This is a genomic window from Burkholderia cenocepacia (assembly GCF_900446215.1).
Classification (GTDB): Bacteria; Pseudomonadota; Gammaproteobacteria; order Burkholderiales; family Burkholderiaceae; genus Burkholderia; species Burkholderia cenocepacia.
In genome coordinates this window covers 526,566-552,161 of the sequence record NZ_UAQZ01000014.1, presented here as the reverse complement: position 1 = coordinate 552,161, position 25,596 = coordinate 526,566, and the positions used below count along the sequence as shown (strand labels likewise).

Annotated in this window: 26 protein-coding genes; 8 read left to right on the top strand and 18 right to left on the bottom strand. The window is 62.8% G+C overall.

Features of this window, described 5'->3' with window-relative positions; genetic code table 11:
- Positions 1-2 precede the first annotated feature (2 nt).
- Together DTA15_RS29235 and DTA15_RS29230 are read left to right on the top strand one after the other, a co-directional pair.
- On the top strand, positions 3-1,166 hold the full coding sequence (locus DTA15_RS29235; RefSeq protein ID WP_006481782.1) for a dihydrodipicolinate synthase family protein: 1,164 nt from the start codon (positions 3-5) through the stop codon (positions 1,164-1,166).
- Positions 1,166-2,011, top strand: a complete 846-nt coding sequence (locus tag DTA15_RS29230) for a sugar phosphate isomerase/epimerase family protein (protein ID WP_006481799.1) — start codon at positions 1,166-1,168, stop codon at positions 2,009-2,011. The genes DTA15_RS29235 and DTA15_RS29230 overlap by 1 nt, the downstream gene beginning before the upstream one ends.
- A 203-nt stretch (positions 2,012-2,214) precedes the next feature.
- Here the strand turns inward: DTA15_RS29230 and DTA15_RS29225 are convergent, their stop codons facing one another.
- From DTA15_RS29225 to DTA15_RS29215, 3 genes are all read right to left on the bottom strand, one after another.
- Positions 2,215-2,565, bottom strand: a complete 351-nt coding sequence (locus DTA15_RS29225) for a hypothetical protein (protein WP_006397382.1) — start codon at positions 2,563-2,565, stop codon at positions 2,215-2,217.
- 96 nt (positions 2,566-2,661) lie between these two features.
- A complete protein-coding gene (locus DTA15_RS29220; RefSeq protein ID WP_006481776.1) occupies positions 2,662-2,979 on the bottom strand; it encodes a hypothetical protein in 318 nt (105 codons plus the stop codon).
- A 182-nt stretch (positions 2,980-3,161) separates the two neighbouring features.
- Positions 3,162-5,171 (bottom strand): acyltransferase family protein, encoded by a 2,010-nt coding sequence (locus DTA15_RS29215; RefSeq protein WP_006481793.1) that lies wholly within the window; start codon positions 5,169-5,171, stop codon positions 3,162-3,164.
- A 124-nt stretch (positions 5,172-5,295) separates the two neighbouring features.
- Here DTA15_RS29215 and DTA15_RS29210 point away from each other — a divergent pair, with 124 nt between their 5' ends.
- Positions 5,296-5,664 (top strand): helix-turn-helix domain-containing protein, encoded by a 369-nt coding sequence (locus DTA15_RS29210; RefSeq protein ID WP_012492475.1) that lies wholly within the window; start codon positions 5,296-5,298, stop codon positions 5,662-5,664.
- 348 nt (positions 5,665-6,012) lie between these two features.
- Here DTA15_RS29210 and DTA15_RS29200 read toward each other — a convergent pair whose 3' ends face one another.
- From DTA15_RS29200 to DTA15_RS39235, 11 genes are all read right to left on the bottom strand, one after another.
- Positions 6,013-6,312: a hypothetical protein gene (locus tag DTA15_RS29200; RefSeq protein WP_012492477.1), complete on the bottom strand. Its 300-nt coding sequence runs from the start codon at positions 6,310-6,312 to the stop codon at positions 6,013-6,015.
- Positions 6,313-6,414: 102 nt separating this feature from the next.
- Positions 6,415-7,221, bottom strand: coding sequence for a DUF4942 domain-containing protein (locus DTA15_RS29195; RefSeq protein WP_006481767.1), 807 nt, complete (start codon positions 7,219-7,221; stop codon positions 6,415-6,417).
- A 66-nt stretch (positions 7,222-7,287) separates the two neighbouring features.
- Positions 7,288-8,379, bottom strand: a complete 1,092-nt coding sequence (locus DTA15_RS29190; RefSeq protein WP_006481748.1) for a hypothetical protein — start codon at positions 8,377-8,379, stop codon at positions 7,288-7,290.
- Entirely contained in the window at positions 8,376-9,290 is a 915-nt protein-coding gene (locus tag DTA15_RS29185; protein WP_006481839.1) for a recombination directionality factor, read from the bottom strand. The genes DTA15_RS29190 and DTA15_RS29185 overlap by 4 nt, the downstream gene beginning before the upstream one ends.
- 50 nt (positions 9,291-9,340) lie before the next feature.
- Positions 9,341-9,556 (bottom strand): hypothetical protein, encoded by a 216-nt coding sequence (locus DTA15_RS29180; RefSeq protein WP_006481811.1) that lies wholly within the window; start codon positions 9,554-9,556, stop codon positions 9,341-9,343.
- An 11-nt stretch (positions 9,557-9,567) separates the two neighbouring features.
- Positions 9,568-10,563 (bottom strand): YqaJ viral recombinase family nuclease, encoded by a 996-nt coding sequence (locus tag DTA15_RS29175; RefSeq protein ID WP_012492478.1) that lies wholly within the window; start codon positions 10,561-10,563, stop codon positions 9,568-9,570.
- A gap of 70 nt (positions 10,564-10,633) precedes the next feature.
- Positions 10,634-10,834, bottom strand: coding sequence for a hypothetical protein (locus DTA15_RS29170; RefSeq protein ID WP_006481830.1), 201 nt, complete (start codon positions 10,832-10,834; stop codon positions 10,634-10,636).
- On the bottom strand, positions 10,831-11,799 hold the full coding sequence (locus DTA15_RS29165; RefSeq protein WP_006481790.1) for a DUF932 domain-containing protein: 969 nt from the start codon (positions 11,797-11,799) through the stop codon (positions 10,831-10,833). The genes DTA15_RS29170 and DTA15_RS29165 overlap by 4 nt, the downstream gene beginning before the upstream one ends.
- Positions 11,800-11,891: 92 nt before the next feature.
- A complete protein-coding gene (locus DTA15_RS39245) occupies positions 11,892-12,323 on the bottom strand; it encodes a hypothetical protein (protein WP_012492479.1) in 432 nt (143 codons plus the stop codon).
- A complete protein-coding gene (locus tag DTA15_RS39240; RefSeq protein WP_006481757.1) occupies positions 12,316-12,438 on the bottom strand; it encodes a hypothetical protein in 123 nt (40 codons plus the stop codon). Before DTA15_RS39240 ends, DTA15_RS39245 begins: the two co-directional genes overlap by 8 nt.
- Positions 12,439-12,557: 119 nt before the next feature.
- Positions 12,558-13,286, bottom strand: a complete 729-nt coding sequence (locus DTA15_RS39235; RefSeq protein WP_006481770.1) for a hypothetical protein — start codon at positions 13,284-13,286, stop codon at positions 12,558-12,560.
- A gap of 261 nt (positions 13,287-13,547) precedes the next feature.
- On the opposite strand from DTA15_RS39235, the gene DTA15_RS29150 reads away from it, so the two are divergent.
- Complete coding sequence (locus DTA15_RS29150) at positions 13,548-16,475, top strand: UvrD-helicase domain-containing protein (RefSeq protein WP_006481745.1); 2,928 nt, start codon at positions 13,548-13,550, stop codon at positions 16,473-16,475.
- A 750-nt stretch (positions 16,476-17,225) separates the two neighbouring features.
- On the opposite strand, the gene DTA15_RS29145 is transcribed toward DTA15_RS29150, so the two are convergent.
- The 4 genes from DTA15_RS29145 to DTA15_RS29130 all read right to left on the bottom strand — a co-directional run bounded on the left by DTA15_RS29145 (position 17,226) and on the right by DTA15_RS29130 (position 21,082).
- Positions 17,226-18,212: an SDR family oxidoreductase gene (locus DTA15_RS29145; RefSeq protein WP_006481801.1), complete on the bottom strand. Its 987-nt coding sequence runs from the start codon at positions 18,210-18,212 to the stop codon at positions 17,226-17,228.
- Between the two features lie 154 nt (positions 18,213-18,366).
- Positions 18,367-19,371, bottom strand: coding sequence for a quinone oxidoreductase family protein (locus DTA15_RS29140; RefSeq protein ID WP_006497650.1), 1,005 nt, complete (start codon positions 19,369-19,371; stop codon positions 18,367-18,369).
- A 103-nt stretch (positions 19,372-19,474) separates the two neighbouring features.
- A complete protein-coding gene (locus DTA15_RS29135) occupies positions 19,475-19,903 on the bottom strand; it encodes a DoxX family protein (protein ID WP_006481794.1) in 429 nt (142 codons plus the stop codon).
- A gap of 57 nt (positions 19,904-19,960) precedes the next feature.
- Complete coding sequence (locus tag DTA15_RS29130; RefSeq protein ID WP_006481845.1) at positions 19,961-21,082, bottom strand: alkene reductase; 1,122 nt, start codon at positions 21,080-21,082, stop codon at positions 19,961-19,963.
- A gap of 156 nt (positions 21,083-21,238) precedes the next feature.
- Between DTA15_RS29130 and DTA15_RS29125 the strand changes: the two genes are divergently transcribed.
- From DTA15_RS29125 to DTA15_RS29110, 4 genes are all read left to right on the top strand, one after another.
- The gene (locus tag DTA15_RS29125) at positions 21,239-22,138 is read left to right on the top strand and encodes a LysR family transcriptional regulator (RefSeq protein ID WP_006481749.1); all 900 of its coding nucleotides are present in this window, start codon (positions 21,239-21,241) and stop codon (positions 22,136-22,138) included.
- 149 nt (positions 22,139-22,287) lie between these two features.
- Positions 22,288-22,914 (top strand): flavin reductase family protein, encoded by a 627-nt coding sequence (locus DTA15_RS29120; RefSeq protein ID WP_006481755.1) that lies wholly within the window; start codon positions 22,288-22,290, stop codon positions 22,912-22,914.
- Positions 22,915-23,320: 406 nt separating this feature from the next.
- Positions 23,321-24,553, top strand: a complete 1,233-nt coding sequence (locus DTA15_RS29115; protein WP_006476388.1) for a 3-methyl-2-oxobutanoate dehydrogenase (2-methylpropanoyl-transferring) subunit alpha — start codon at positions 23,321-23,323, stop codon at positions 24,551-24,553.
- A 2-nt stretch (positions 24,554-24,555) separates the two neighbouring features.
- Complete coding sequence (locus tag DTA15_RS29110; protein WP_011545040.1) at positions 24,556-25,596, top strand: alpha-ketoacid dehydrogenase subunit beta; 1,041 nt, start codon at positions 24,556-24,558, stop codon at positions 25,594-25,596.

Below are 25,596 nucleotides of genomic sequence, written 5' to 3'. Positions count from 1 at the left end.
CCATGCCTGCAATTAAGCTACTGGACGCCGCAGGATACGTCGCGGAGTATGCAATGGTTGGCGAGCGCACCTGGCGCGTACCAGCAAAGCCGGTCTTCAATCGCGTCGTTTACTCTGCGGCTCACGTTGTGGCAGATCCGCGCAAGGCCTGCGATCCGTGGGTCACGTCAGCGGTGGACTGGGAAAAGACGCTCGAATATCGCCGCTATCTTTATTCACTCGGACTTGGTGTAGCCGAGGCGATGGACACTGCGCAACGGGGCATGGGCCTCGACTGGACGACGTCGCTAGAATTGATCAGGCGCAGCGTTGATCTCGCCAAGGATTTTCCAGGCGCCCGGATTGCATCGGGCGCCGGCACGGACCAGCTCGCGCCGCATCCTGACCTGACTCTGGCCGACGTAATTGCCGCCTACGAAGAGCAGGTCCGCGCGATCGAGGCTGTGGGCGGCCGTATCATCCTTATGGCGAGCCGCGCACTCGCGAAGGTCGCGCGTTCGGCTGACGACTACGAACACGTCTACGGGACCATCCTGCGCCAAGTCCGGGAGCCGGTCGTCTTGCACTGGCTCGGCGAAATGTTCGATCCTGCGCTCGTGGGGTACTGGGGAAGCGCCGACGTGGATCAGGCGATGGAAGTCTGCCTGCGGGTAATCAGTCAGAACGCCGCTAAAGTCGACGGCATCAAGATTTCCTTACTCGACAAGGACAAGGAGATCGCCATGCGCCGCCGCCTTCCTGCGTTGGTGAAAATGTACACGGGCGACGATTTCAACTTTCCCGAGATGATCGAGGGGGATGCCCACGGATATTCGCACGCACTCCTTGGCATTTTCGATGCCATCGCACCGGCGGCTTCGAGCGCGCTGGCCGCACTCTCGGATGGTAATGCGGAAGAGTTCCGGCAAACCCTGCAGTCCACGCTGGCTCTTTCGCGGCACATCTTCGCAGCTCCGACGCGCTTCTATAAAACGGGCGTGGTGTTTCTCGCATGGCTCAACGGTCATCAGGATCACTTCGTGATGGTCGGAGGTCAGCAGAGCGCGCGCAGCGCAATTCACTTCTGCCAGTTGTTCCGGCTAGCCGACGCGGCCGCACTGTTCGACGATCCCGAAGCCGCTGCCGCGAGAATGCGGCACTTTCTCGCCGTGCAGGGGGTATCGTAATGGCCGCTATCAATCGACGGGCCGACCCCTCTCGCTTGTCGATCAACACTGCAACGGTGCGCGAGCAGTGGGATCTGGGCCAGATTGCCGACGCCTGTGCGCTTCATGACATTCGCGGTATCTCGCCCTGGCGCGATCAGGTCGCCAAATTTGGCCTCAGGGACGCTGCACGCGCCATCGAATTCAATGGGCTGACGGTTACCGGCTACTGCCGGGGCGGCATGTTTCCAGCGGAGTCCGCCAAAGACCGCCTTGCGGTTCGCGAGGATAACCGCCGAGCGGTGGACGAGGCACTAGAAATTCACGCCCAGTGCCTCGTGCTGGTAGTCGGAGGGCTGCCCGGCGGCTCGAAAGACATTGCCAGCGCGCGCGAGCAGGTTCGCGACGGAATAGCGGACCTACTCGACTATTCACGGCCGCGAGGTATGCCCTTGGCCATCGAGCCCCTGCACCCGATGTATGCCGCCGATCGTGCCTGTGTGAATACCATGCGTCACGCTAACGATCTCTGCGACGAGCTTGGGGATGATGGCCTAGGCATCGCGCTCGATCTTTATCATACGTGGTGGGATCCTGAGCTGGAGGCGCAGATCACGCGGGCTGGACGCAAACGACTGCTTGCGTTTCATATATGCGACTGGCTCGTGCCGACGGCCGACATGCTGCTGGACCGGGGCATGATGGGCGACGGTGTGATAGAGATTTCACGATGGAGGCAAGCGGTGGAAGCCACCGGTTACAGCGGGTTTCATGAGGTGGAGATTTTCTCCGCCTCCAACTGGTGGAAGCGCGACCCGCACGAGGTGCTTCATACATGCAAGCATCGCCACGCCGAGTGTTGTTGATCCGGCGCGTTCACTTCTTCACTGCTTGGAATGGGATAGCCGGACTGCCGAACGTTGCCGTGGTGTTCCTGTGCGCGGTCCGACTATCGATCAATTTCGGCGACTTGTCGATCGGATGATGATCGTTCGATTGGATCGCAAAAAAATGAAGATCAGCATGAGGGGGGCGTGCCGGCAGGCACGCCCCATCGTTTATTGGGTCGTCAGTTGCAGTTGCGCAACTCTTGGAAGTCAAAATCCGACAGTTTCGCCCAGCCGATGACTTTGCCGGCGACGCTGTCCGGATTCGGCAGATCGTAGTTCGGCACGGTGACAAGCTTCACGAAGCCGCCGGGCGCTTCGGCCTTGACAGTGAAGGCCGCGAACGTGGTTAGCGCGCGTTTCGGGGCGGTTGCATTTGGCGCATCGAGGACATAGATCGGATGCTTGAAGACGAGGTTGCCATTGGAGCCGACTTTGGTTTTCGGATACACACACTGGCCGATGTTGTTTGCCGCGTATGCGGGCAGCGAGAGAACAAGGGCGATTGAAAGGGCGGCAGTGGATTTTTTCATGGTGACGTTCATTGAAGATGGGCGGCTTACGTCGCGAGGACGGACCGACCGGGTTGTACGCTCGTGATGAGCGCAGAAAAAGACTGCGGATGACGGTCAGTGGAACGTGAAATTGAACGTGCCGTCCTCCGTGGTAATCGCAGCCTTCGCGACGCGTTCGCACGACGACAGGATGTCGACGGTATCGCTTGTGCCTTTCGTGATGGTTCGCGGAAAGCGTTCGATCATGTTCAGCGGGCAATCTCCGTCATTGATCTCGACACCGTTGACGGTCACGTCTTGGTCGACGGCGGTGAGACGCAGGCGGGGAATATCAGGAAAGGCAGGGTTGTTGGTCAGCTTGATCTTCAGGTGACTGTCCGAACAGCCGGTCAGCGTGAGTGCGGCGCACAGTGAGGCAATAAGCTTTTTCATGGAGCTTCCTTGGTTGACGATTGCGAAGTACGTGGATTGCGGGACGAGATCGGCCCACGGAATAAAAAGCGCCGACCGGCGAACCGGCCGACGAAATGGTTCTGGCGATCCGAGGCTGATGTGTGCCAGAACCACAGGCACTGAACGCCACGCGAGCATGCGGACAGCTGCATGACAACCGGTCAGCGGCGCAGGAGCGGCAGGAACTGCTTGGCGACGAGCCCGTTTCCGTAGTCGGACAGGTGATCGCCGTAGCTATAGAGGTAGTGCCGGTCCAGCGTCATCGGACAGACATCGCGCTTCGCGTCGCACAGCGCGGCAGCCGGGTCGTAGACGAGCAGGGTCGGGTGGCGTTGCTTGAGTTCGTCGACGAGCGCGTGGAATGGCGCTATTCGGGCAACGTGTTCGCGGTAGCCGATCGCGCAGCGCTGCGCCGCGTCCATATCGGTCACGCCGAGCGCATGCCGCACGAAGGGCCACGCGAGCGGCCGGCGATCCATGCACTGCCGTGGATCGCGTAGGCGCGGGTTGTCGAGGACCAGCGCGACGCGCTTGCCAGCTCGCTCAAGTGCCGTTACGGCCTGGTCGAGACCATCGAGCGCAGCGGATGTGCGAGGCGCAGTTTGGTCGCGGTCAGCGAAGGTCTGTCCGATCACGTCGCGATCGGTCATGACGAGCACCACTGTCTTGAGTTCCGGCGTGTTCAGCAGCATACGTAGCGCCGTGATGTTTGCGTCTCGGCACAGGCTTGGATCGTCGCCAGCGTTCGACGACGTGCGCCAGACGCCCGCCATCGGTGCGCAGCTCGGGCGCGCAATCAGCGTCCAGCCTTCGCCGGGGGCCGATTCACGCACGAGCCCCCAATACAGCGCGTCGGCTTTACTGTCGCCCCACACGGCGAAATGGGAGCGCACGCGCTTGTCGGTCGCGCAGAACGGAAACAATCGCTGTTCGTCAGGCGACACGCCGCACATGGCGTTGACGAACTCATGACCCGCACCGAGCTTGGCAGTCGTCACGTCGGCGTCCGGGCTGTAGCCCTTGCGAAAGCCGAGGCCGCCGCGTACGTACGTCATGCCGCCGAGATAGACGATGCCGATCATCAGCATGCACGGCCCGATGAGTTTCCAGCGCTTCGGAGGGCCGAAGCGGATCGGCCGCTCGATGATGGTGGTGGTCAACCACGCCAGTGCGACGGCAATGACCAGCAACGCGCCTCGCACGGCCGACGAGGGTGTCCGACCCGCCACGATGAACGCGAACGACAGCAGCGGCCAGTGCCACAGGTACAACGCGTAACTGATCTTGCCGAGCCAGACAGATACGGGATGCGCGAGCACGTGCCTGTTGATCCAGCCGTCTCGACCAGCCGCGACGAGTGCGACTGTGCCGACGACCGGTAACACCGCCCACCAGCCCGGAAAAGCGTCACGCGCGGTGAGCAGCGCAAAGGAGGCGACGCACAGCATCGCGCCGCCGGCCGACCACGCATTCGCGCGGTTGCCCGTGATCGGTCGACCCGCGCCCGCGCTTATCGCGAACGCGGCGCCAGCCAGCAGTTCCCACATCCGCGTGACTGGCCAGTAGAAGGCAGCGGACGCGTGGTGTCCGATGAGGATGACGTTGGCCGCGAAAGAGGCGAGACCGACGACGGCGCACACCCATCCGATGAGTCGGAGTCGGTATGCGGCCCACAGCACGAGCGGCCAGACGATGTAGAACTGTTCCTCGACACCGAGCGACCACAGGTGCAGCAGTGGCTTGGCTTCGGCCGTCTGGTCGAAATACCCGGCTTCGGTCCACGACGCCCAGTTCGAGACAAATCCAGCGCCAGCAACGATGTGCTTGCCGAGCTCGCGATACTCGTCGCCGTACAGGCTGAACCACCCCATCCCGTAGGTCGCGAGCAGCACGACGACCAGTGCCGGGAAGATCCGACGAATCCGTCGTGCGTAGAAATGGCGGAAAGAGGATCGGTCTGTCCCTAGATCGGCGAGCAGGATGCCGGTGATCAGGTAGCCGGAGATGACGAAGAAGATGTCGACGCCGACGAAGCCGCCCGGTAGCACGGACGGAAATGCATGGAAGACGACAACGGCGAGCACCGCGAAGGCGCGCAGGCCGTCAATGTCGGGCCGGTAGACGAGCGTGCCGGCTGCCGCCGTGGCCGGTACAGAAAGGGTTTTGGTCATGGTTGTTGTTGTGGGATGTCCACCTCCAAGGTGGACAAATCTCTCAAAAGGTTGAATATCAACCCTAAAAGTCCTTCATGTCAAAGGGATGGTGCTCAACCATTCCGGTTGACCGGGAGGGACCATGCCGAAATCGGGCACTGAAGATCTGGCTGTCGCGGTGGGCAAAGCCATTGCGAAGCAGCGCATTGCAAGCGGGCTGACACAAGAAAAGGTTGCGGAGCGACTGGGAATCGGCTTGGAGGCCGTGTCGCGGATGGAGCGCGGAACGGTTATCCCGACTGTGGTGCGCCTTTTCGAACTGGCGGACATCTTCGCGTGCGATGCTGCTGACCTGCTAACCGAGGCCAGCAATCGGTCCAGCGACCAAGCGAGTCATCTGAACCGGCTGCTGTCACGTCTGTCGACCAGCGATCGAGCGATGTTGTTGGAAGTCTTCGAGCGTTTGTCGACCCGTCTCACTCGTCGCGAAACAGTAGGCGGGCGCCGCTAACGCCCGAGTAGCGCGTTGCGTAGGGATGACTCGAACCGGAACGCCTCGGACGGCAATAGCACAAATGTCACGGACCGTTTGTGCATTGTGTGTATCCAGATTTTTTGTCCGCTCGACAGGATGTAACTTGATAGCAGATAGTCGCCGGTTATGAGGGCGCGCTCGTTGCGTTGCCAGTCCTCATCGGTGAGCCGCCCCCAATCGCCGCGCATGTGGCGGATCAGGAAGTGGACGACTGGAACGCGAACTGCGTCCAACGCGGCACGTGCACCGAGCGAAACGAAGACGCAGCCGGGTGAAAACCGAACAGCCGCGCGGAGTCTGGAAGGAGGCGAACGATCCGGCATGTCAATAATCTCCCGGCAACAGGAACGTGGTTGAGGACCGATCCCATTCGGTGACGACCCAAACGGTTTGACCGTCTGGCAACACGTAGCTGGACAGCAGGCGCAAACCGGCCTCAACGGACAACTCGTTTTGCTGGCGATCGGACTCGGACAGATCACCCCAGTCGCCGCGCATGTGGCGAATCAGCAGGTCGATGATCGAGACGCTTGCATTGGCGATGGCTACCAGTGCGGCGGGCGTGGCTAAGATCCGGCCGAGCTTGAAGCGCGGGCCGGCGTGAACGGTGGATGGCAAATTCACGAAATTCTCCAGGTGATGGACGAACACGAGCCTCCGGATAAGCCGGATACCGAGTTCGCTGAATGAATAAGGGAAAGACGAGACGCAGGACGCGTCCCGGAACTACCGGGCTTCGGACGCCAGGGCGTTCGGATAGTGCTTCGCGAGAATCAGGTTCATTCTGTCGACCAGATCAGCGCGTTTGAACGTCAGGTGGCCGTTGCCGTTCTTGAACCAGCGCAGATGGAAATAGCCGTGCTCGGCCTCGGTCTTCCGGTGACGCTGTGCCTCCGAAATGAGCGTCGACATGCCATGCCGATGATCCGGCTCCGGCTTGCCATCGAGCACACTGAACACTCGCATCAGATCGTCCAGTTCGTTCGTCACGTGGTAGTTGGAGCTGCCTTGCGAGAGGAGATACCGGACGATGATGCGCTTGCCGAACTTGAACGGCTCGTTCGTTTTGTAGTCCCACGACAGCCGCTTAAAGCACTGGAGCACGCCGCGCTCGAACATGTCACCGCGTGCGCCGTAGAGCTGAGCGAAGGTGGCTTCGATGTTGGCGGCCGTCAGTTCCGGTACCTCGCCTTCGGCAATCTGGTTGCTCCATTGTTCACGGGCCTTCGCATCCATGAAGGTGCGCAAGCCCGACTCCGACATCAGGTAGTCCCAGCCGCGCACGTCGACGATGCGCACCATAGCGGCTTCGGCTTCGTCGCGCTTGGCGTACTCTCCGGTAATGGTCGGTCGGCCGCGACAGCCGTAGCTTTCATCGAGAACGAGTCGCGGGAAGCCGAGATGCGCGGCCTTGGCAAGCCGTTGGGCTTCGCCGAGCAGATCGAGGGCGGCGCGCACGCGCTCGACGACGGCGACGCGCTGGTTGGCGAGATTGGCGATGCTGATGCTGGGGACGAGCGTATTCGGTTCCATGTTTCATGGTGATGGGAAGGTGATTGGGAAAGCGACAGCAAAAGGCCGGGCACGAAGCCCGGCCGCTTATGCTGTCGATGTGTGTTCAGCGAGCCGCCGACGCAGCTCTGCCGCGCGGGCCTGAGAACAGCCCAGATGCCGTCTGATGTCGGCGACGGTCGGCCGAACCAAACCGGCGGTCACGTCTCGAACGAGCTGCGACAGGTGGTCGTCGGTGCGAGCAGTGGGAAACGGCGTGATCGGGCCGTCACGTGGTGTGTGACTACGAGGCGTCGTCTCATGACCGGGCGTTACATCTTTGCGACTAACGGTCTTGCCGGCGTGACTCGCGATGACTTGCGTGACCCCCGGCTCGCCGAGATCAGTCGCGTCCGTGACTGCCGCGACTACCGGTGCGGTCACGTCGCCCGTCATCGTGACTGTCGCGACGGCCGGTGATGTGGCGCCGGTCGCTGAGGATTCAGCCTCAGTTCCCGGCGATCGAAGCGCCGCCGTCCATAGCAGGCATGCCACACCTTCGAGCACGGCGGCAAAAATCAACCCCGACAGCAAGTCGACACGCATCGCCGTGATCCCGAGTAACGCGGCGAGTCGCGACGTGACTGGATCGACGAGTAATGCGTCACGTTGAGCCGTGACTCGCTCCACTGCGGCCTGCTGGCGTCGCACGTCATCGGCTTCGGCGTTCAGCGCATCCAGTCGTGCGGCAAGCGTCACGCGACGGGATTTGAGCGTCGTACAGTTTCCGATGCAGTTACGTGCCTGCGCGACCGCGAGTTGCGCCGTCACCGTCGCGCGGTCCGCCATGACGATGGTGAGGCTGCGAGCGGGTGAGGGAGCAGGGATCGCCTGCACCGTCGACGCGCGTTGCTCTCCGGCATGCTGTTGGGCGAATGCGAAAAACACCGCGTGTCCGTAGCAAGCCGTCACCAGACACGCCCCCCATAACAGGCTACCCACACCCCGAATGAGGACCGGCATATCGCGGATCAGCGCCGGCAACAGGTGCGCGCTCGTGACGAGCACCATGCCGATGGCGATCCAGATAAGCCGTTCCGGAAACGTGCCGCCGCGTTGCCAGCCGGCGAGCACCGACAGACAGAGCGCAGTGGCGGTTGCGCAGACCGCCAGGACGAACGCCCAGCGACGCGCGCTCATGCTGCCTTGCCGCCGAGCAGCACGGCCTTGCGTTCGAGCTTGTCGCGTAGGGTCGACGGCGGCGTTCCGGTTGTTTCGTCGGTGTGACCGTTCCCGGTATCGGGGTTGGTCGTACCTGGATAGAACTCTTCCGCGACAGCCGCCGTTTCATCGGGACTGTCCTCGAACGCGCCGTTGGCGAACCCTGCACGTGCAGCGGCATCGAGCGCGGCCTGATCGAAGCCGGCGGCGCGGCGCCGAGCGTCCAGTTCCTTCGCCTCGATCAGCACCTGTTCGAGCGTATTGCCCGAACGCACGCCGAGGTCAACGTAGTAGATCGCCGACCGGTAGCTCTGCGCGGTCGACTTACCGCGCAGCTTCAACTCCAGCGGCAGGCACGCCAACAGGTTGCCCGATACGGCACGGAAATAGTGCAGGCGTGCGGCCAGCGTCCGGATACTGTTATAGGACGTCGTGCGGAAGATGAACGAACCCATCTCGTCATCGTCACCGATGATCACATTCATTCGACCATAGGGCTTGCAGTTGCCCTGACGACCAAATGCGCAGCCATCCGGCGACGGACATGGCAACGATTCGATACCGGCGTCGGTCACACGTCGACACTGTTCTCCGTTGCCGACACACACGGGCCGTCCAGTATCGCGATCGAACAGCGAGTACTCGGCTCGCAGGTTGAGATCAGGATCGTTGAACAGCACACGGATCGGAATGGCGCGCAGCTTGCCGGCCGTTGCCTTGCGCAGCGTTTCGTTCAGCGGGTGCAGCATCCATTCACCGCGCTGTTGCACCTGGGTGGTGAGGGTGAACTGGTCATCCTTTTCGGGAACGCGCTTGCCATTCTTCTCGACAATGCGCCCAATGGAGATTCGCCCGACAACGGGCGGCGTGATGGCGAGACCTTTGAGCATGGTGGTCCTCAAAATAGAAAATGGGGGAAGAGAACTGCGAGCGATGCGGGCTATCGGGAAAAATGCGCTTCGAGCTTGGCGTGGATTTCCAGGGCGACGCCCTGCCAGGCGCGAGCACTGATCATCGGGTTGACTTGCAACTGATCGGGTGGTGTTGTCGCAACGCGCTCCGCGTGCTGGCTGAGCGCATCCATCACGAACGCTTGCGCGAGCGCGCCATATCGCGAGAACGTCATGATCTCCGTGAGACATTCGAGGTTGGTCATGGGGATTGGAATCAGGTGGAAACGAGAAAACGCCGGGAACCCGGCTTCGAGATGGCGTACTGTGTTTCGAACTCGGGGTGGTCGGCCAGCAGTCGCGCCAGATCGACGCCAGACGAATCCTTGCTGCGCTTGAATGACACGGCGCCGGTCTGGAATACGGCCCGGTTTGCGTCACCCATGGCCTGCTGGATCGTTTGCTTGAACTGCGCTTCGAGCTGCTGACGCGTCTCGATCTCGGCCCGTACCGCGACCAGATCGGCAAAGACGGACGACAGGCGGTGGTCGTCGCTGAAGTCGACCGTTTCGCCGTTGCCGGGATACAGGTGACGGAGTGCTCGGTCGGCCGACTCCGACCCGTCAGCCGGCGGAGGCGTATCGGTTTCCACGAACCGCCAGAAGCGTGCTTCGAGTTCGACCAGGCGCCCGATAAGCGCATCGTCGCGATCGATCCGATGCACTTCGAGCGCCTGTCCGCACAACAGCACGGCGACGTGTGCTGCCGCCTTGCCAGTGACGGCCAACTGATGCTGCACCTGGATCTGCACATACTCGGGCACGCCATCTCGCCAGAGCCGCGCACCGAACTCGCCGGCCGTTTTACATTCCAGAATCTGTACGTCCGGAGCGCCGACGATCTCGCGATCGATGTTCGCGAGCATGAAGGGGATCGAGGGATGCCGCAGCACGGCGTTCACGCGTCGAACCCGGTTGCCGGTCTGTTTCGTGTACGAGGCGGCAACGATGGGTTCGAGCAGCGTGCCCCAGTACGTGGGCGACGTCGTATCGTCTGGATCGGGGCGGGGCAGGCCGTCCGCACGGCCGGTCTTGTCGAGCCACAATTCCAACGCGCTCATGTAGGGGTTCAGGCCGACCGCAGCTGCGGCATCCGATCCCCCGATGCCGGTTCGGCGCACGGCGAGCCAGTCGTCGCGACTCAGCTCTTGCGTCTTGACGAGCTTCAGCGCGGGCTTACGTGCACGGGGTGGTTCAGGGTGAGGTGTCGTCATGGTTTGCTCCGAAAACAAAAAAGCCCGGCAGAGCGAATCTGGCCGGGCGAGAGGTGAGGGAATGGGTGGGCTATCCGGAACCGATACGGCGAAAGGCGTCCTGCAATGCGTCGTGCGCGAATGTCACGAGCTTGCCGTTTCCGAGGTGGACAGTCGTACCCTGGGGCTTGATTTGCAGGATCGTGGCGTAACGGCCGCCGAATCGTAGCCCTGCTCCGCGCGGAATCTGAATGCGCATGTCGACTGCCAGAAGCGGGATGGGGTTGATCATGCGACAAGCTTCATCGCCTCGTCCCAGGCACGCTGCTTGAGTGTTGCTCCGGCGCCGAACCAGGCTGCGTCTATGCGGTGGTCATCGCTGCGCGCGCGCCGATGATGATCCACGTATTCAGTCACGCTGTTGAGCAGCCCCCAAGCCGTACCCGACGCCGAAGCCAAATCCGAGCCTTTTCCATGTCCGCCATAGAGCAGGCCGACCGCCTTGATCGCGCGCTCGTTGACAGCCACTGCTTCACGGTCGGGAAGATTGGTCGTCGAGTACGTCAAGACGCGCCGCAGGAATGCCTCGGCCGCCGAGTCGGTCACCTTGCGTTCGGACAACGCCTTGGCTCGGACCATGAACGCGTCCCACGTGGAGACGGCGATGCCGAGCTGGCGTTTGACAGCCGCTGCGTCGAACTGCGAGCGGTGTGAGACTTTGATTGCGCCAGCGCTGTTGCCCAGGGCGATCTGCAAGGTATTGTTGCAGACGACGCGCACCGACGTGAATTGCGCGGTAGTGGCCAAGGTGCCGTCGCAGGCCGTGGCCAACAGCAGGTAGCCGTTGATCTGGTCCTTACCCTTGAGCGAACCGGACTGACCCGTGCGCGCCAGCGCCCAGAGCTTGCGGCCTTCCTTCAACACGCCGGCCGTCTCGAGCTGGAAACCACCGATCTCCGTCAGGTCTCGATAAAACTCCAAAATCTCTTCGGGTTGCACGACCTGATAGCGCGCGGAGACGACGGACAACGGCGCCTTGTTGTCCGAGCGGTACAGTACTTTCTGTTCGGGAAACGCGTGAATCGAGCCGAGGCTGCGGTTGCCGGCCGCGACGAAGCGCACTTCGGCTTCTTCGATGCGCCAGTCCATGCAGGCGGCGCGAGCCCAGACTTCGAGCGGTTGTTTGGGGGCGAGCTTGTTGCCAAGACCGTGCCAGGGTTCGGCGTCGACATAGGCCATCGATTGAACGAGATGCATGAGCGAAACTCCTATTCGAAAATCACAGTGCATAAAGCCCGGCCGAGGCCGAGCGGAACGAAATCAGTGAGGGGAATGACGCGACTGACCGACTAGAGGGGCTGGATGCTGAAGGTGCGTCCACAGGCGAGGCATCGCCAGTTGTCGAGAATCTTTTGGTCGACGGCTTCGCCAAAGGCGGCCCCGGTTGCACAACCAGCCGCACCAGCGATCAGGCCGGCGAGGATCGCACCGGCCACGCCGCCGCATGCCGAGCCGATCGGACCAGCGATCAATCCAGCCGTTGCGCCGGCTTCCGCGCCAGACAAAGCGATAGCGACGGCTCCGGTTGCGCCGGCCGCTGCACCGACGGTACCGCCAATACGTCGTGCGACATGGCGCGGCTCCGTACGGGGCGATTGGCACTGCGGACACGGATAAATCGGTGCCGAGCCAGAGCAGTATTGAGCGGATTCAGTGGCGTCCGATCGCGACGAGTGGGCGGAGCCGAATTCGTCATCGTCGAACGGGCGATGATCATGCATGGACCGGAACCTCCTTGCGGATCTTGCCGACGTATTTGCAGTGGCACACGGCCACGAGTGCGCCGCCCACGAATGCGAGCGCGAAAGCGGCGAGATAATCGAGGGGAGAGGGCATAGTTGGTTTCCTGAGGATGGACGAACGCGAAGCGATGCGACGGCCTGCCGACGCTGACCGATCGTTGGGCAATTGAGCGCTTTCGACCTTTTGCGCGGATCGGAGGGCAAGGATCGGTCTCAATGAAGGGTGGAGCCGAAGCCGTGGCCGCATGTCAGACACCGATAGTTGTTGAACACGTTGTCGTCGAGCACACGGCCGACAGCGGAGCCAGCAACAGATCCGGCCGCGCTGCCGAGCAGACCGGCGATCACCGCACCGGCCAGTCCGCCGAACACCGCACCTACCGGTCCGCCGACTGCGCCAACGGCTGCGCCAGCTTCAGCGCCGGACAACGCCATGGCAAAACCACTCGTCGCGCCCGCGACGCTGCCGATCGTACCGCCGGTCTTGCGACCGACATCGAGCGTTTCAATACGCGCTGAGCCGCAATGGGGGCAGCTATGTGCACCCGCTGGGGGCGAGGCTGTTTCCGTCGTGGCTTGCGGCGCGTAGGAGAAATAGTCGGAGGGCGGCGGCGCGCGATCTGCTTCCCGTGCAGGTGACGCGGGTTCGAAAATAGATTCATCGAACTCGGACGGAGTGAACGACGATTGGCGGGATGTTGAATGGATTGACGATACCGAAGCCGCGTTGTGTAGCGCGTCTAGCGCATGATCGGGATACGGTGCTTGTGCTTCCCATTCATCGTGTTCGTCGATCACGGTGGACGACGGCGAGGATGGGGCTGGGGTTCGAGGGGGAGTGGGGCGATCTTTTGTGGCGAGCCAATAGCAGCCGAGCCCGAACATCGCGACCAGTACGAATGCCAGGCCGACCAGTACGGCGGTGTAGAGAGTGGAATTCACGAAATCTCCTGAGCGAAGTGCGCCGATGCGGAAATGCAGCGGCGGAGGGGCCGTAGCTGGCCGTGCTCAGACAGGTGATATAGAACTGAAAGTTTTTTGAATGGTTCGATTCGAGCTTTCGTTTCATCGAACCAGAGTCGAACTGGCAGTTTTGCGAGGCGCTTGTGTAAGAAGGAAGGGTGCCGCTAACCTTCAGACTTTTAAGAAAGGTTACGGGAAGACGATGAACCTGTTCCACGTCACTCAGTCGGGCTGCATGTGATGGTCTATACCACGCCGGAAAAGAGAATACTGAGAAGCATTAAGGAATCGTTTTCGCCTCGGGCCTGGGCGTGCCGGCTCGGTTGGGCGACGCGTTGGAGCGCAGAAATCGACGCGGACATTGTGCGTGTGCGCGCAGAGAATGACGCCCGTGCGTCCGTACTTGATGTGTCGCTACGTGCTCAGCGAGGGTGGATCTGGTCGTCGCTACATTTTGAGGGGACGGAGATCCGACGGTTACGTGGACTGTCGCATCAAGATGCTGCGCGATTTGTTACAGCGATCTCCCATGCGAAGGCAGTCGCATTGAAACGGCTGGAAGCCGATCTCGGGGTAGACGAGAAGACGCTCGTTCCCTTGTGGCAGGACGTAGTGCGAGAACATTCGGCGGATCGCTACCTCACGGCGCGTGAACGAGCAACTCTTCTTGATCGAATCGCAGCTGAAAAGGAGAGATTGGATGGTGCGTTTGCACGTAGCCGAAACCCGCATGCAAAGCGATTCACAATCAGCGAAGAGTTGAAACAGGCAATTCTGTATTTGCGTACGCTGAACCACGATGGCGATCGGTTGCTGAGACAACGCAATGACGAATTCGTGGAACGCGAATTGGAGCGATGGCGCGGATTCTTCGCATATTGCGAAGAGCGGGCATTGACGGACGAACAGGCGAGAGCGGCAATCACGTTCGAAGAAAATACGCTGCTCATTGCTGCTGCTGGTTCGGGCAAGACATCCACGGTTGTGGGTAAGGTTGCCTATGCCTTGGTGAAGGGCATTGTGCGGCCGGAGGAGATCCTGTGTCTGGCGTTTAACGGCAAAGCTGCCGCAGAGATTGCCGTGAGGACCAACGCGCGACTTCGTGCAATGATCGCGGACGTATGTCCGATCGATCCGGCGATCAAGAATCGGGTCAGGGTGTTGGTCGATAGTGGAGTAAGGATAGAGTCGCGCACATTTCACTCGCTTGGCCGCAAGATTGTCGAGCAAGTCGAGGGTCGCGGTCTACGCCTGTCGGAGTCTGCCGAGAATGCCGTTCGTCTAAAAAGAGCGGTTGAGCGATGCAAGAAGGAGCCGAAGTTCGCAGCAGACTGGTTGCTTCTGCAATCGGTTGCGCGGTTCCCCAATCCCCCAGTGTCACGTTTCCATTCGGAAGTCGAATACTTGGAATACCTGCGCGGCATGTGGCGTCAGCGCAAGCTTGGCTACAAGGACAAGGAATTCGCTGACGGCATTCTCACTATGGGGTGTACAAAACCGGTCAGGTCCTTCGAGGAAGTTGCCATTTCTAATTGGCTATTCGTCAACGGAATTGACTTCGAATACGAAGCCGCATATGCAGAAGGCGCAGAAAAACTGTGTCCCGGAGCAACATGGACACCGGATTTCACATATGGCGTGCAGGGTACAGCCGGAGTGTCGCTGATTGTTCACGAGCATTTCGCGCTCGATGAGAACGGGGAGGCGCCGAAGTTCTTCAAGAATCCAAAGGGATACGCCAAGGAAGCAGATAGAAAGAAGCGGATATTGAGCGGGCTCGACGCCCGTCATTTCTGGACAACGAGTGCTGAGTTCAGGGATGGGACGCTGTTTGACAAGCTTCGGGTCCGGTTGCTGGCAGCGGGGATCGTGTTGCGTCCTCGTTCCTCAGAGGAGGTGCTTGCGAAGCTCAAGGACATCGGCGTACTCGAGGACTTTGATCTTGTTGCGCGGGCGGTCTCGCAGATTCGTCAGAACGGCTGGGACCATCAAACGTTGGTTGAACGACTTGCCGAGCAAAGCGAACCCGCTCGCGCGAGACTGTTTTTGCAGGTGGTGTGGCCCGTTGCCATGGCGGTGAACGAATTGCTCAAGGCGGACAAGTGCATCGACTACGACGAGATGATTCGTCGGGCTCTGGGCTATCTGCATGACAGGCCGGATTTGTTGCCGTATCGGTTTATTCTGGCTGACGAGTTTCAGGATACTGCGCCGGGGCGTGGTGACATGATTCGCAAGATGCTACATGCGCGCGAGGACAGTTTGTTCTTTGCAGTGGGGGATGACTGGCAGGCCATCAACCGATTCGCCGGGTCCGATCTGCGTTTTTTCCGCGAATTTGGCTCGATGTTCAATCGCCGGGCGGCGGCGGACAAACAATGTGCCTTAACGCAGACTTTTCGAAGCAATCAAGGGATTGCCGACGTCGGCCGAACGTTTGTGTTGCGCAACGGGAGTCAGATGCCAAAGACCGTTGAGGCATACGATCGAACGCGCGAGGCGGTCATCGACGTGCGGACGTACAAAGCCGAGCGGGAGCCCGAAGCCCTCATCAATGAGATATTGACGAGCTGGGTTTCACAACATCCACCTGGCCGCAAGCCGTCGGTATTCATATTGGGCCGTTACGGGAAGTACCACGCCGGCGGGTTGACTGCACAGCAGCTTGCGGAATTGGACGAGAAATGGGCTGATCGAATCGAGCTGCTCAAAACGAAGGACAAGGAGCCGCCGAGTCTCTATACGACGATGCATACGTCGAAGGGGTTGCAGGCTGACTACGTGTTGATTGTCGGTATGTATCGAGCTGAGCATGACTTTTTTTGTTTCCCGAGCGAGCGTGAGGATGATCCACTGCTGCAACTTGTGCTGCCGCCGAAGGAGGCACTATCCGACGCTGACGAACGTCGCCTCTTCTACGTTGCGCTGACTCGTGCGAAACATCGTGTTGCATTGTTGACTCAGCAACAATACCCATCGCCGTATGTTTTGGAGCTCTTGCACACTCATCGGGACGGAACGGTATTGTTCAATGGAACGCAGGAACTGCCGCCGCAGTGCCCTCAGTGTGACCACGGGTTGGGTTTTAAGCAGTACAACCCGGCGAAGAAAAAGTGGTTTTACGCTTGTACTGATCGATGGGGATGTGGGACGACATGGTCGCTGTGATCTACCGCCAAGCCATTTTCCGGGCGGTTGCGCAGGTGTGCTCGATACAGTGACGAAAGCGTCCGGCCGGAGATTTGCTATCCTGGTTCCAATCGTTTCGAGCTGAATACGCATGCATTGAGGCGCCCAAGTGGACCCAGGTCGTCAATTTGTCTTTCACAATCCCGAAGGGTTTCTTGCAATCTCCGTACAGGCGACGCTGAGGGATACATCTGCGGCGGACGAACCGAACTATGCTCGGTTGCCGCCGCCGGTTCGTTATCGTGCCGCAGGAGCCTTGGATGAATGGGACATGACGAACAACAGGCTGTAATCCTGAAGCATCGCTATCTGGTGGCTTGGGATCGACTGCAATGCTTTGTGACCGGTGGCGGTCATTCGCCGATTGCAACATTGTGAACTGAGCGGACACGAACATGAGCCATACTAGAAGCGTTGTGTCCGCTGCTGTCCTGCACGATACAAGAGAGTCCACCCGATTGAAGGATTCGCAGCAAGTATCTGTTGGGGGCACTTTTGGGGGCATAAGATTGAGCGCGTATCTAGGAGGGCCTTGTGCGCTGTGGGATTGGTTGTTTTGTTCTGTTCCGGTCCCCACCATCGATTGCGTTGATGCGATTCGATTCGATGAAGGTGTGAAAAACCCGCGAGAAATACAGCGCTCGCGGGTTTTTTATTGGTCCGGCGTCGCCATCGACGCAGGGCTGCGCCGCTGGCCGGGACGTGAAGAATGTCGCCGCTTGTCGCGTGTCAGAAAATCCCCAGCCCGCCGTCCGCGCCCCAGACCTGCCCGTTCGCATAGCTCGTTTCCGACGCCGCGAGCGCGACATACAGCGGGGCGATTTCCGCCGGTTGCCCGGGCCTGCCGTACGGCGAGCCCGCCGCATAGTTGACGACCGTCTCCGGTGGCTGACCGCCGCTCGATTGCAGCGGCGTCCAGTAAGGGCCGGGCGCGACCGCATTGACGCGAATGCCGCGCGGCCCGAGCTGTTTCGCGAGCGATCGCGTGAACGCGATGATGCCGGCTTTCGTCGTCGCATAGTCGAGCAGGTTGGCGCTCGCCCTGACCGCCTGGACCGACGTGGTGTTGATGATCGACGCGCCGGGCGGAAGATGCGGGATCGCCGCCTTCGTGATCCAGAACATCCCGTAAAGATTGGTCTTGACCGTCGCATCGAAGTGCTCGGTCGTCATCTCGCCGATCGAATCGAGCGCCTGTTGTCGGGCGGCGTTGTTGACGAGAATGTCGAGGCCGCCGAGTGCTTCCGCCGCGCGTGCGACCAGTCGCTGGCAGAACGTTTCGTCGCGGATGTCGCCCGGCAGCGCGACGGCTTGGCGTCCCGCTGCCCGGATCAGCGCAACGACTTCCCGCGCGTCGGATTCCTCCACAGGCAGGTAGCCGATCGCGACATCCGCCCCTTCGCGTGCGAACGCGATGGCCGCTGCCCGGCCGATGCCGGAGTCGCCGCCGGTGACGAGCGTCTTGCGGCCGACGAGCCGGCCACGGCCGCGATAGCTTTGCTCGCCGTGGTCGGGGCGCGGCTGCATCCGGCTCGCGAGTCCCGGCGGCGCCTGGACCTGATGCGGGAACGGCGGCTTCGGGTACAGATCGACCGGATTCGTCAGGCCCTGCGCGGCGGGCGGCGCGTCGACGGCATGCGCGGTGGACGGGCCGAGTGCGGACATCGCGGCCAGTGCGCCAAGATTGCCGATGACCTGTCGGCGCGACACGCGCATGCCTGCTTCGTTATCGTCGTCTTTCAACAGATGCTCCGTGAGCGAAATCGCGCGTCGCGTTCCGTGCCGTCCGCGCGAAAGCGGATGATCGCCGTACGGCCGGCGAAATCGTCGGCGCGCGACGACGGTGCCGTCACGCGCCGGTACATCGCGTTCATTCGACGCGCAGGATCAGCTTGCCGGTCGTCTGGCCGGTTTCGAGCGCGTGATGCGCGTCGGCAATCGCGTCGAATCCGTAGCTGCCGCCGATCAGCGGCTTCAGCTTGCCGGTCGCGAGCAGTCCGAACAGTTCGCCGAGTGTCCGGCGCACGACGTCGTCGTTGAGGAACGCGTGCAGCGCGAAGCCGGACACCGATCGGCAGCCGAAGATCAACGCATTCATCAGCGCGTCGTCGACCGTCAGGAGTTGACCGCTCGCGGCACCGTAGCTGACGAACCGGCCGTATATCGCAAGGCCCGATACCAATGTGCGCGCGACCGTCCCGCCGATCGAATCGAACACGACGTCCGGGCCCTCCCGGCCGGTGGCATCGCTCAATTGATCGGCCCAGTGCGCGTCGCGATAGCTGATGGCCCGATCGGCGCCCAGCGTTCGCACCGCATGCAGTTTGGCCGGCGCGCCGGCGAGGCCCGTGATCGAGCGCGCTCCGTCGAGTCTCGCCAGCTGGATCAGCATCGACCCGACACCGCCGGCCGCGGCGGTGATCGCGACCGTGCGTGCGGCCACCGGCGTCTCGCGCAGCAGCACGCGGGCCACCAGCCCCTGCAGCATCACGGCGACCGCATCGTCGTCGGAGACTTCGTCGGGAATCGCGGTAATCAGCGCGGCGCCGAGCGTCACGTATTCGGCGTAGCCGCCGGTCGCGCGCATCGCGCCGAACAGCGGCGCCGCGACGCGTGCGCCGATCCGGATGTCGCGGACGTTCGCGCCCACCGCGGCGACGGTGCCGACGACTTCCGAGCCGGGCACCGCGGGCAGCGTCAGCGCCGGGCCCGGATAGGTGCCGGCGCGTTGCAGCGTTTCCGCGAAATTCAGCCCGACGCGCGTGACGCGGACGAGGACCTCGTCGGCGGCAGGCGTCGGACGCTCGATCACGACGGGACGCAGGACGGAAGGATCGCCGACCCGCTCGATCTGGATGGCATGCATGCTGCTCATGGAAACATCTCGCTTGAAAAGGGGGCGTTCGCCCCGGGGGGATGAATGAAGCGCGGACGCGATGCGGCCGCGCAAGTGGGGGTGTTGCCGCAGACGTGACGGATCAGTCCGGTTGCGCGCGGTCGAGCGCGAGACGGCCGGCGCCATGCAGGAACAGCGCGAGCAGGCCGCCTGCCATCGACAGGTTCATCATGAAGAACGTCTGCTGCGTCTGGTCGCCGCCGCCGTGGAAGATCACCGCGGCGATGATCGAGAAGATCGCGAGCCCGAGCGCCGCGAGCCGCGTCATGAAACCGGTGATCAACGCCAGGCCGCCGGCGATCTCGACGACGATCACGAGCGGAAGCAGCGCGCCCGATACGCCCATGTGTTCCATGTACTGCTGGGTACCCGCATAGTTGAAGATCTTGCTGATCCCGGCGCCGAGATACACGCCGGCGATGAGGAGGCGCACGAGGACGGACAGCACGAGGTTGACGACGGGCGTCCGCACGGTCGTCTTGTACAGTGCGCGGTTGATCGAATTGATCATTGGGAATCCATAATGAATGAGTGGGCGGTCGGTCGATCCGGCCGGGTGACGGCCTGCTTACGCGTCGAGCGTCGGGTAGTCGGTGTAGCCGGCTTCACCGCCGCCGTAAGCGGTGGACATGTCCGCGTGCGCGAGCGGGCGATCGTGTCGAATGCGCGTGACGAAATCGGGGTTCGCGATGAACGGGTAGCCAAACGACACGAGGTCGGCATGGCCGTCGGCGAGTGCCTGTTGCGCGCGTGCTTTCGTGTAGCCGCCGTTCGCGATGTAGAACCCGCCGAAGGCACGGCGCAATGCGCGGTAGTCGAACGGCGGCGCCTGATCGGCCGCGACCTGCGGAATGCCTTCGACGACGTGAAGATAGGTGGCGAGCCCGGTCAGCCGGTCGGCGAACCGCTCGAACAGCGCCTGCGGCTGGCTGTCCGCGATGCCGCCGAAATGCGGCGTGACCGGCGAAATGCGGACGCCCACGCGCGCGGGACTCACGACGCGTCCGACCGCCCGCACGACGTCGAGCGGCAGCCGGATCCGGTTGTCGATCTCCCCGCCGTACGGGTCGGTGCGCCGGTTGGTACCGTCGCGCAGGAACTGATCGAGCAGATAGCCGTTCCCCGCGTGAATCTCGACACCGTCGAAACCGGCCTGCAACGCGGCCTGCGCCGCATGTGCGTATTGCTCGACGATGCCGGGGATTTCATCGGTGTCGAGTGCGCGCGGCACGGGGTGCGGCTTCGGCCCGTCCGGCGTGAATGCCTGCCCGTCAGGCTGAATGGCCGACGGCGCGACGGGCAGCGCGCCGTCGGGCTGCAGATCGGGATGGCCGATGCGGCCGACGTGCGCGAGTTGGACGAAAATCCGGCCGCCTGCGCGATGCACGGCATCGGTCACGCGTTTCCAGCCGTCGATTTGCGCATCGCTGTAGATCCCCGGCGTGAACGGATAGCCCTTGCCGAGCGGCGAGATCTGCGTGCCCTCCGTGACGATCAGGCCAGCCGACGCGCGTTGGGCGTAGTAGGTGGCGTTGATCGCGCCCGGTGCATCGCCGGCGCCGGCCCGGCTGCGCGTCATCGGCGCCATCACGATGCGGTTGCCGAGTGTGATCCCGCCGAATTCGAGCGGGTCGAACAACGTGGCGCGGGTCGATGCCGCCCGGTCGGGTGAAGCGTGGTCGATCGTCATGATTCCATTTTCCTGTCGTGTTCATGGGTCGTCGACGCGCGAGCCGGGATGCCCGGCGTGCACGCGTCGAACGCTGCTGAGCACGAATTTAGGAGAATGCCGTGATCGAAACAATCGTCTAAAATGGATCGTTAAAATCGATTTTCTTGATGGATCATGGAGCGAAGCCCCAATCTGGAGCAACTGCGCGCGTTCATCGCGGTGGTCGAAGCCGGCAGCTTTTCCGGCGCGGCACGGCGGCTCGAGCGCGCGCAATCCGTCGTCAGCTACGCGATCGCCAATCTGGAGTCGTTGCTGGGCGTGCCGCTTTTCGAACGGGGCAAACGGCGGCCGACGCTGACGGCGGCCGGCGAAATCGTCCTGGCCGACGCACGGCGGCTCGACATGCTGACGGGCCAGTTGCTGGCGAAAACCGCCGGGCTGCGCGGCGGGGTGGAAGCCGAGCTGTCGCTGGCGGTGGACGTGATGTTTCCGCTGGCCAGACTCGTCGAGGGGCTGCGTGCGTTCGCCGACGAATTTCCCACGGTCGCGCTCAACCTGACCATCGAAGCGCTCGGCGGGGTGATGAAGCTGGTGGTCGACGGCGGCTGCGCGCTCGGCATCAGCGGGCCCGTGCAAAACTGGCCGGACGTGATCGATGCGACGTCCATGGGCGCGATCGAACTGGTCACCGTCGCCGCGCCCACACATCCGCTCGCGCAGCGCCGCGGGCGTGTGCCGCTGTCCGACGCCCGCGAATATACGCAGCTCGTGCTGACCGACCGAAGCAAACTGACCGAAGGGCAGTCGTTCGGCGTGTATGCGACGCGCACATGGAGGACCGCGGACCTCGGCGCGAAGCATCGACTGTTGCTCGAAGGGCTCGGCTGGGGTTCGATGCCGATGCATTTGATCGAGGACGATCTGCGGCAAGGCCGACTGGCCGTCGTGCGCTTGTCGGATCGCGATGTGTTTCGATACGGCATGTCGTTGATCCGGCGGGCCGATCGCGCGAGCGGGCCCGCGACGCAGTGGCTGATCGACCATCTGACGCGTCCGGGCGAACTGGAGGCCTGAAGCGCTGCACCGTCTCTGCGCTTCACTGCGCCGAAAACGGCGCCATGTGATACTGGCACGCACGTCGCAGCGGACACCTTCGTCGCCCCCGGCAAACGCGTGCCGCCGACCGCTTCCGTCATCGTTCGCCTCTCGCAAGACCACCCGTCATGACCGACTCGACCCACCACTATTACGAACCGTCGCAAGGCCACGGCCTGCCGCACGATCCATTGAACGCGATCGTGGGTCCGCGCCCGATCGGCTGGATTTCATCCCGCGGCAGCGACGGCACGCTGAATCTCGCGCCGTACAGCTTCTTCAACGCGTTCAACTATCGCCCGCCGATCATCGGCTTTTCGAGCACCGCCGCGAAGGACAGCCTGCGCAACGTGCAGGAAACCGGCGAGTTCGTGTGGAACCTCGCGACGCGCGATCTCGCCGAGCGGATGAACCAGACCTGCGCCGCCGTGCCGTACGACGTGAACGAATTCGAACTCGGCGGCTTGACCGCCGTGCCGTCGCGCCTCGTCGACGTGCCGCGCGTCGCGGAAAGCGGCGTCAACTTCGAATGCAAGGTGACCGACGTGATCCGGCTGCGCGATCATCGCGGTGTCGAGACGCCGGCTACGCTGGTGCTGGGCGAGGTCGTCGCGGTCCATATCCGCCATGACCTGCTGAAGGACGGCGTGTTCGACACGTTCGGCGCGGGCATCATTCTTCGTGCGGGTGGGCCGTCGGCCTATGCGCACGTGACGCCCGACAGCCGCTTCGACATCTTCCGGCCCGACGCGTGATCGATCGCGCGCCGCAGTAGGCCGGCAATCGGCGCAGAAGCGCCCGAATCCGAAAAGACCCCGCGGAGATCGAGGATTTCGCGGGGTCTTTTGCTTCGTACCCTCAGAGGAAGCGGGCGCGCCGTTCGTCCGTCCCCCGATGCCCGATCGCCGCTGGCTCGGCGACCCCGCACCGCAGCAGACCTCTCCCGCGCCGCCACCGTGCGCCGCACTCACACGCCGCCTCCCTCCGCCATGGCAAATCTGCTCACCACGAACGAGCGGCTTGGGCATCGACGCCCGCCGCTGCCAGGCATAAATTTCCAAGGTTGACGTGCTTATCCGCGCGTCAGCTCGCGCGCAGGCCGGCAACCGGCCCGCGCGTTCCCAAACAGCGTGAGACACAATCGAGCGTGGAGACGACACGATGAGCCTGTCAGAGCCATTGCGTCTGCATGTGCCGGAGCCCACCGGGCGCCCGGGCTGCAAGACGGACTTTTCCTATCTGCATCTATCGCCGGCCGGCGCCGTTCGCCGCCCGCCGATCGACGTTGCCGCGGCGGACACCGCCGATCTCGCCCGCAGCCTCGTGCGCGTGCTCGACGACAACGGCAAGGCCGTTGGCCCGTGGGCACCCGATCTCGACGATGCGCGACTGATCGCCGGGCTGCGCGCGATGCTCAAGACCCGCATTTTCGACGCGCGCATGATGATCGCGCAGCGCCAGAAGAAAATCTCCTTCTACATGTTGAGCCTCGGCGAAGAGGCGATCGGCACCGCGCACGCGATGGCGCTGCGCGACGGCGACATGTGCTTTCCGACCTACCGGCAGCAGAGCATCCTGATCGCGCGCGACGTGCCGCTCGAGCGGATGATCTGCCAGCTGATGTCGAACGAAGGCGATCCGCTGAAGGGCCGCCAGCTCCCGGTGATGTACTCGGACCGCGAAGCCGGCTTCTTCTCGATTTCCGGCAACCTCGCGACGCAGTTCATCCAGGCGGTCGGCTGGGCGATGGCGTCGGCGATCAAGGGCGACACGAAGATCGCGTCCGCGTGGATCGGCGACGGCGCGACGGCCGAAGCCGATTTCCACACCGCGCTCACGTTCGCGCACGTGTACCGCGCGCCGGTCGTGCTGAACGTCGTCAACAACCAGTGGGCGATCTCGACGTTCCAGGCGATCGCGGGCGGCGAGGGCACGACCTTCGCCGGGCGCGGCGTCGGCTGCGGGATCGCATCGCTGCGCGTCGACGGCAACGACTTCCTCGCGATCTACGCGGCGTCGAGCTGGGCGGCCGAACGCGCACGCCGCAATCTCGGCCCGACGCTGATCGAGTGGGTGACCTACCGCGCGGGCGCGCATTCGACGTCGGACGATCCGACCAAGTACCGGCCGAGCGACGACTGGTCGCATTTCCCGCTCGGCGATCCGATCGAGCGCTTCAAGCGCCACCTGATCGTGAAGGGCATCTGGTCGGACAGCGCGCACGACGCGTTGACGGCCGAGCTCGAGGCCGAGGTGATCGCCGCGCAGAAGGAAGCGGAGAAGTACGGGACGCTCGCCGACGACCGGATTCCGTCGCCGGCCTCGATGTTCGACGACGTGTACAAGGAGCTGCCCGCGCACCTGCGCCGTCAGCGCCAGGAACTGGGAGCGTGATCATGGCGCAACACGAGACAGGGACGGCGACGCAGCCGATGACGATGATCCAGGCGCTGCGCTCCGCGATGGACGTGATGCTCGGGCGCGACAGCGACGTGGTCGTGTTCGGGCAGGACGTCGGCTATTTCGGCGGCGTGTTCCGCTGTACCGAAGGACTGCAGAACAAGTACGGCAAGTCGCGCGTGTTCGATGCGCCGATCTCGGAAGGCGGGATCGTCGGCGCGGCGGTCGGGATGGGCGCGTACGGCTTGCGCCCCGTCTGCGAAATCCAGTTCGCCGACTATTTCTATCCGGCATCCGACCAGATCGTGTCGGAAGGCGCGCGGCTGCGCTACCGTTCGGCCGGCCAGTTTACCGCGCCGATGACGATCCGGATGCCGTGCGGCGGCGGGATCTACGGCGGGCAGACGCACAGCCAGAGCCCGGAGGCGATGTTCACGCAGGTGTGCGGGCTGCGCACCGTGATGCCGTCGAATCCGTACGACGCGAAAGGGCTGCTGATCGCGTCGATCGAGAACGACGATCCGGTGATCTTCCTCGAACCGAAACGGCTGTACAACGGCCCGTTCGACGGCCATCACGAACGGCCCGTCACGTCGTGGCTCAAGCATCCGGCGAGCGCGGTGCCCGAAGGCTACTACACGGTGCCGCTCGATACGGCCGCCGTCGTGCGGCCCGGCAACGACGTGACGGTGCTCACGTACGGCACGACGGTGCACGTATCGCTCGCCGCCGCCGAGGAGACCGGCATCGACGCGGAAGTGATCGATCTGCGCACGCTGTGGCCGCTCGACCTCGACACGATCGTCGCGTCGGTGCGCAAGACCGGGCGCTGCGTCGTGGTGCACGAGGCGACGCGCACCTGCGGCTATGGCGCGGAGCTCGTGTCGCTGGTCCAGGAACACTGCTTCTACCACCTCGAGGCGCCGGTCGAGCGCACGACGGGCTGGGACACGCCGTATCCGCATGCGCAGGAATGGGCGTATTTTCCGGGGCCGACCCGGGTCGGTGAAGCGTTGCGACGCGTGATGGAGGCGTGA

Bases quoted from the DNA above. Each gene is read 5' to 3' on its own strand.
- DTA15_RS29235 (WP_006481782.1), top strand. From the start codon at position 3: ATGCCTGCAATTAAGCTACTGGACGCCGCAGGATACGTCGCGGAGTAT.
- DTA15_RS29230 (WP_006481799.1), top strand. From the start codon at position 1,166: ATGGCCGCTATCAATCGACGGGCCGACCCCTCTCGCTTGTCGATCAAC.
- DTA15_RS29225 (WP_006397382.1), bottom strand. From the start codon at position 2,565: ATGAAAAAATCCACTGCCGCCCTTTCAATCGCCCTTGTTCTCTCGCTG.
- DTA15_RS29220 (WP_006481776.1), bottom strand. From the start codon at position 2,979: ATGAAAAAGCTTATTGCCTCACTGTGCGCCGCACTCACGCTGACCGGC.
- DTA15_RS29215 (WP_006481793.1), bottom strand. From the start codon at position 5,171: ATGACCAAAACCCTTTCTGTACCGGCCACGGCGGCAGCCGGCACGCTC.
- DTA15_RS29210 (WP_012492475.1), top strand. From the start codon at position 5,296: ATGCCGAAATCGGGCACTGAAGATCTGGCTGTCGCGGTGGGCAAAGCC.
- DTA15_RS29195 (WP_006481767.1), bottom strand. From the start codon at position 7,221: ATGGAACCGAATACGCTCGTCCCCAGCATCAGCATCGCCAATCTCGCC.
- DTA15_RS29190 (WP_006481748.1), bottom strand. From the start codon at position 8,379: ATGAGCGCGCGTCGCTGGGCGTTCGTCCTGGCGGTCTGCGCAACCGCC.
- DTA15_RS29185 (WP_006481839.1), bottom strand. From the start codon at position 9,290: ATGCTCAAAGGTCTCGCCATCACGCCGCCCGTTGTCGGGCGAATCTCC.
- DTA15_RS29180 (WP_006481811.1), bottom strand. From the start codon at position 9,556: ATGACCAACCTCGAATGTCTCACGGAGATCATGACGTTCTCGCGATAT.
- DTA15_RS29175 (WP_012492478.1), bottom strand. From the start codon at position 10,563: ATGACGACACCTCACCCTGAACCACCCCGTGCACGTAAGCCCGCGCTG.
- DTA15_RS29170 (WP_006481830.1), bottom strand. From the start codon at position 10,834: ATGATCAACCCCATCCCGCTTCTGGCAGTCGACATGCGCATTCAGATT.
- DTA15_RS29165 (WP_006481790.1), bottom strand. From the start codon at position 11,799: ATGCATCTCGTTCAATCGATGGCCTATGTCGACGCCGAACCCTGGCAC.
- DTA15_RS39245 (WP_012492479.1), bottom strand. From the start codon at position 12,323: ATGCATGATCATCGCCCGTTCGACGATGACGAATTCGGCTCCGCCCAC.
- DTA15_RS39240 (WP_006481757.1), bottom strand. From the start codon at position 12,438: ATGCCCTCTCCCCTCGATTATCTCGCCGCTTTCGCGCTCGCATTCGTG.
- DTA15_RS29150 (WP_006481745.1), top strand. From the start codon at position 13,548: ATGGTCTATACCACGCCGGAAAAGAGAATACTGAGAAGCATTAAGGAA.
- DTA15_RS29145 (WP_006481801.1), bottom strand. From the start codon at position 18,212: ATGCGCGTGTCGCGCCGACAGGTCATCGGCAATCTTGGCGCACTGGCC.
- DTA15_RS29140 (WP_006497650.1), bottom strand. From the start codon at position 19,371: ATGAGCAGCATGCATGCCATCCAGATCGAGCGGGTCGGCGATCCTTCC.
- DTA15_RS29135 (WP_006481794.1), bottom strand. From the start codon at position 19,903: ATGATCAATTCGATCAACCGCGCACTGTACAAGACGACCGTGCGGACG.
- DTA15_RS29130 (WP_006481845.1), bottom strand. From the start codon at position 21,082: ATGACGATCGACCACGCTTCACCCGACCGGGCGGCATCGACCCGCGCC.
- DTA15_RS29125 (WP_006481749.1), top strand. From the start codon at position 21,239: ATGGAGCGAAGCCCCAATCTGGAGCAACTGCGCGCGTTCATCGCGGTG.
- DTA15_RS29120 (WP_006481755.1), top strand. From the start codon at position 22,288: ATGACCGACTCGACCCACCACTATTACGAACCGTCGCAAGGCCACGGC.
- DTA15_RS29115 (WP_006476388.1), top strand. From the start codon at position 23,321: ATGAGCCTGTCAGAGCCATTGCGTCTGCATGTGCCGGAGCCCACCGGG.
- DTA15_RS29110 (WP_011545040.1), top strand. From the start codon at position 24,556: ATGGCGCAACACGAGACAGGGACGGCGACGCAGCCGATGACGATGATC.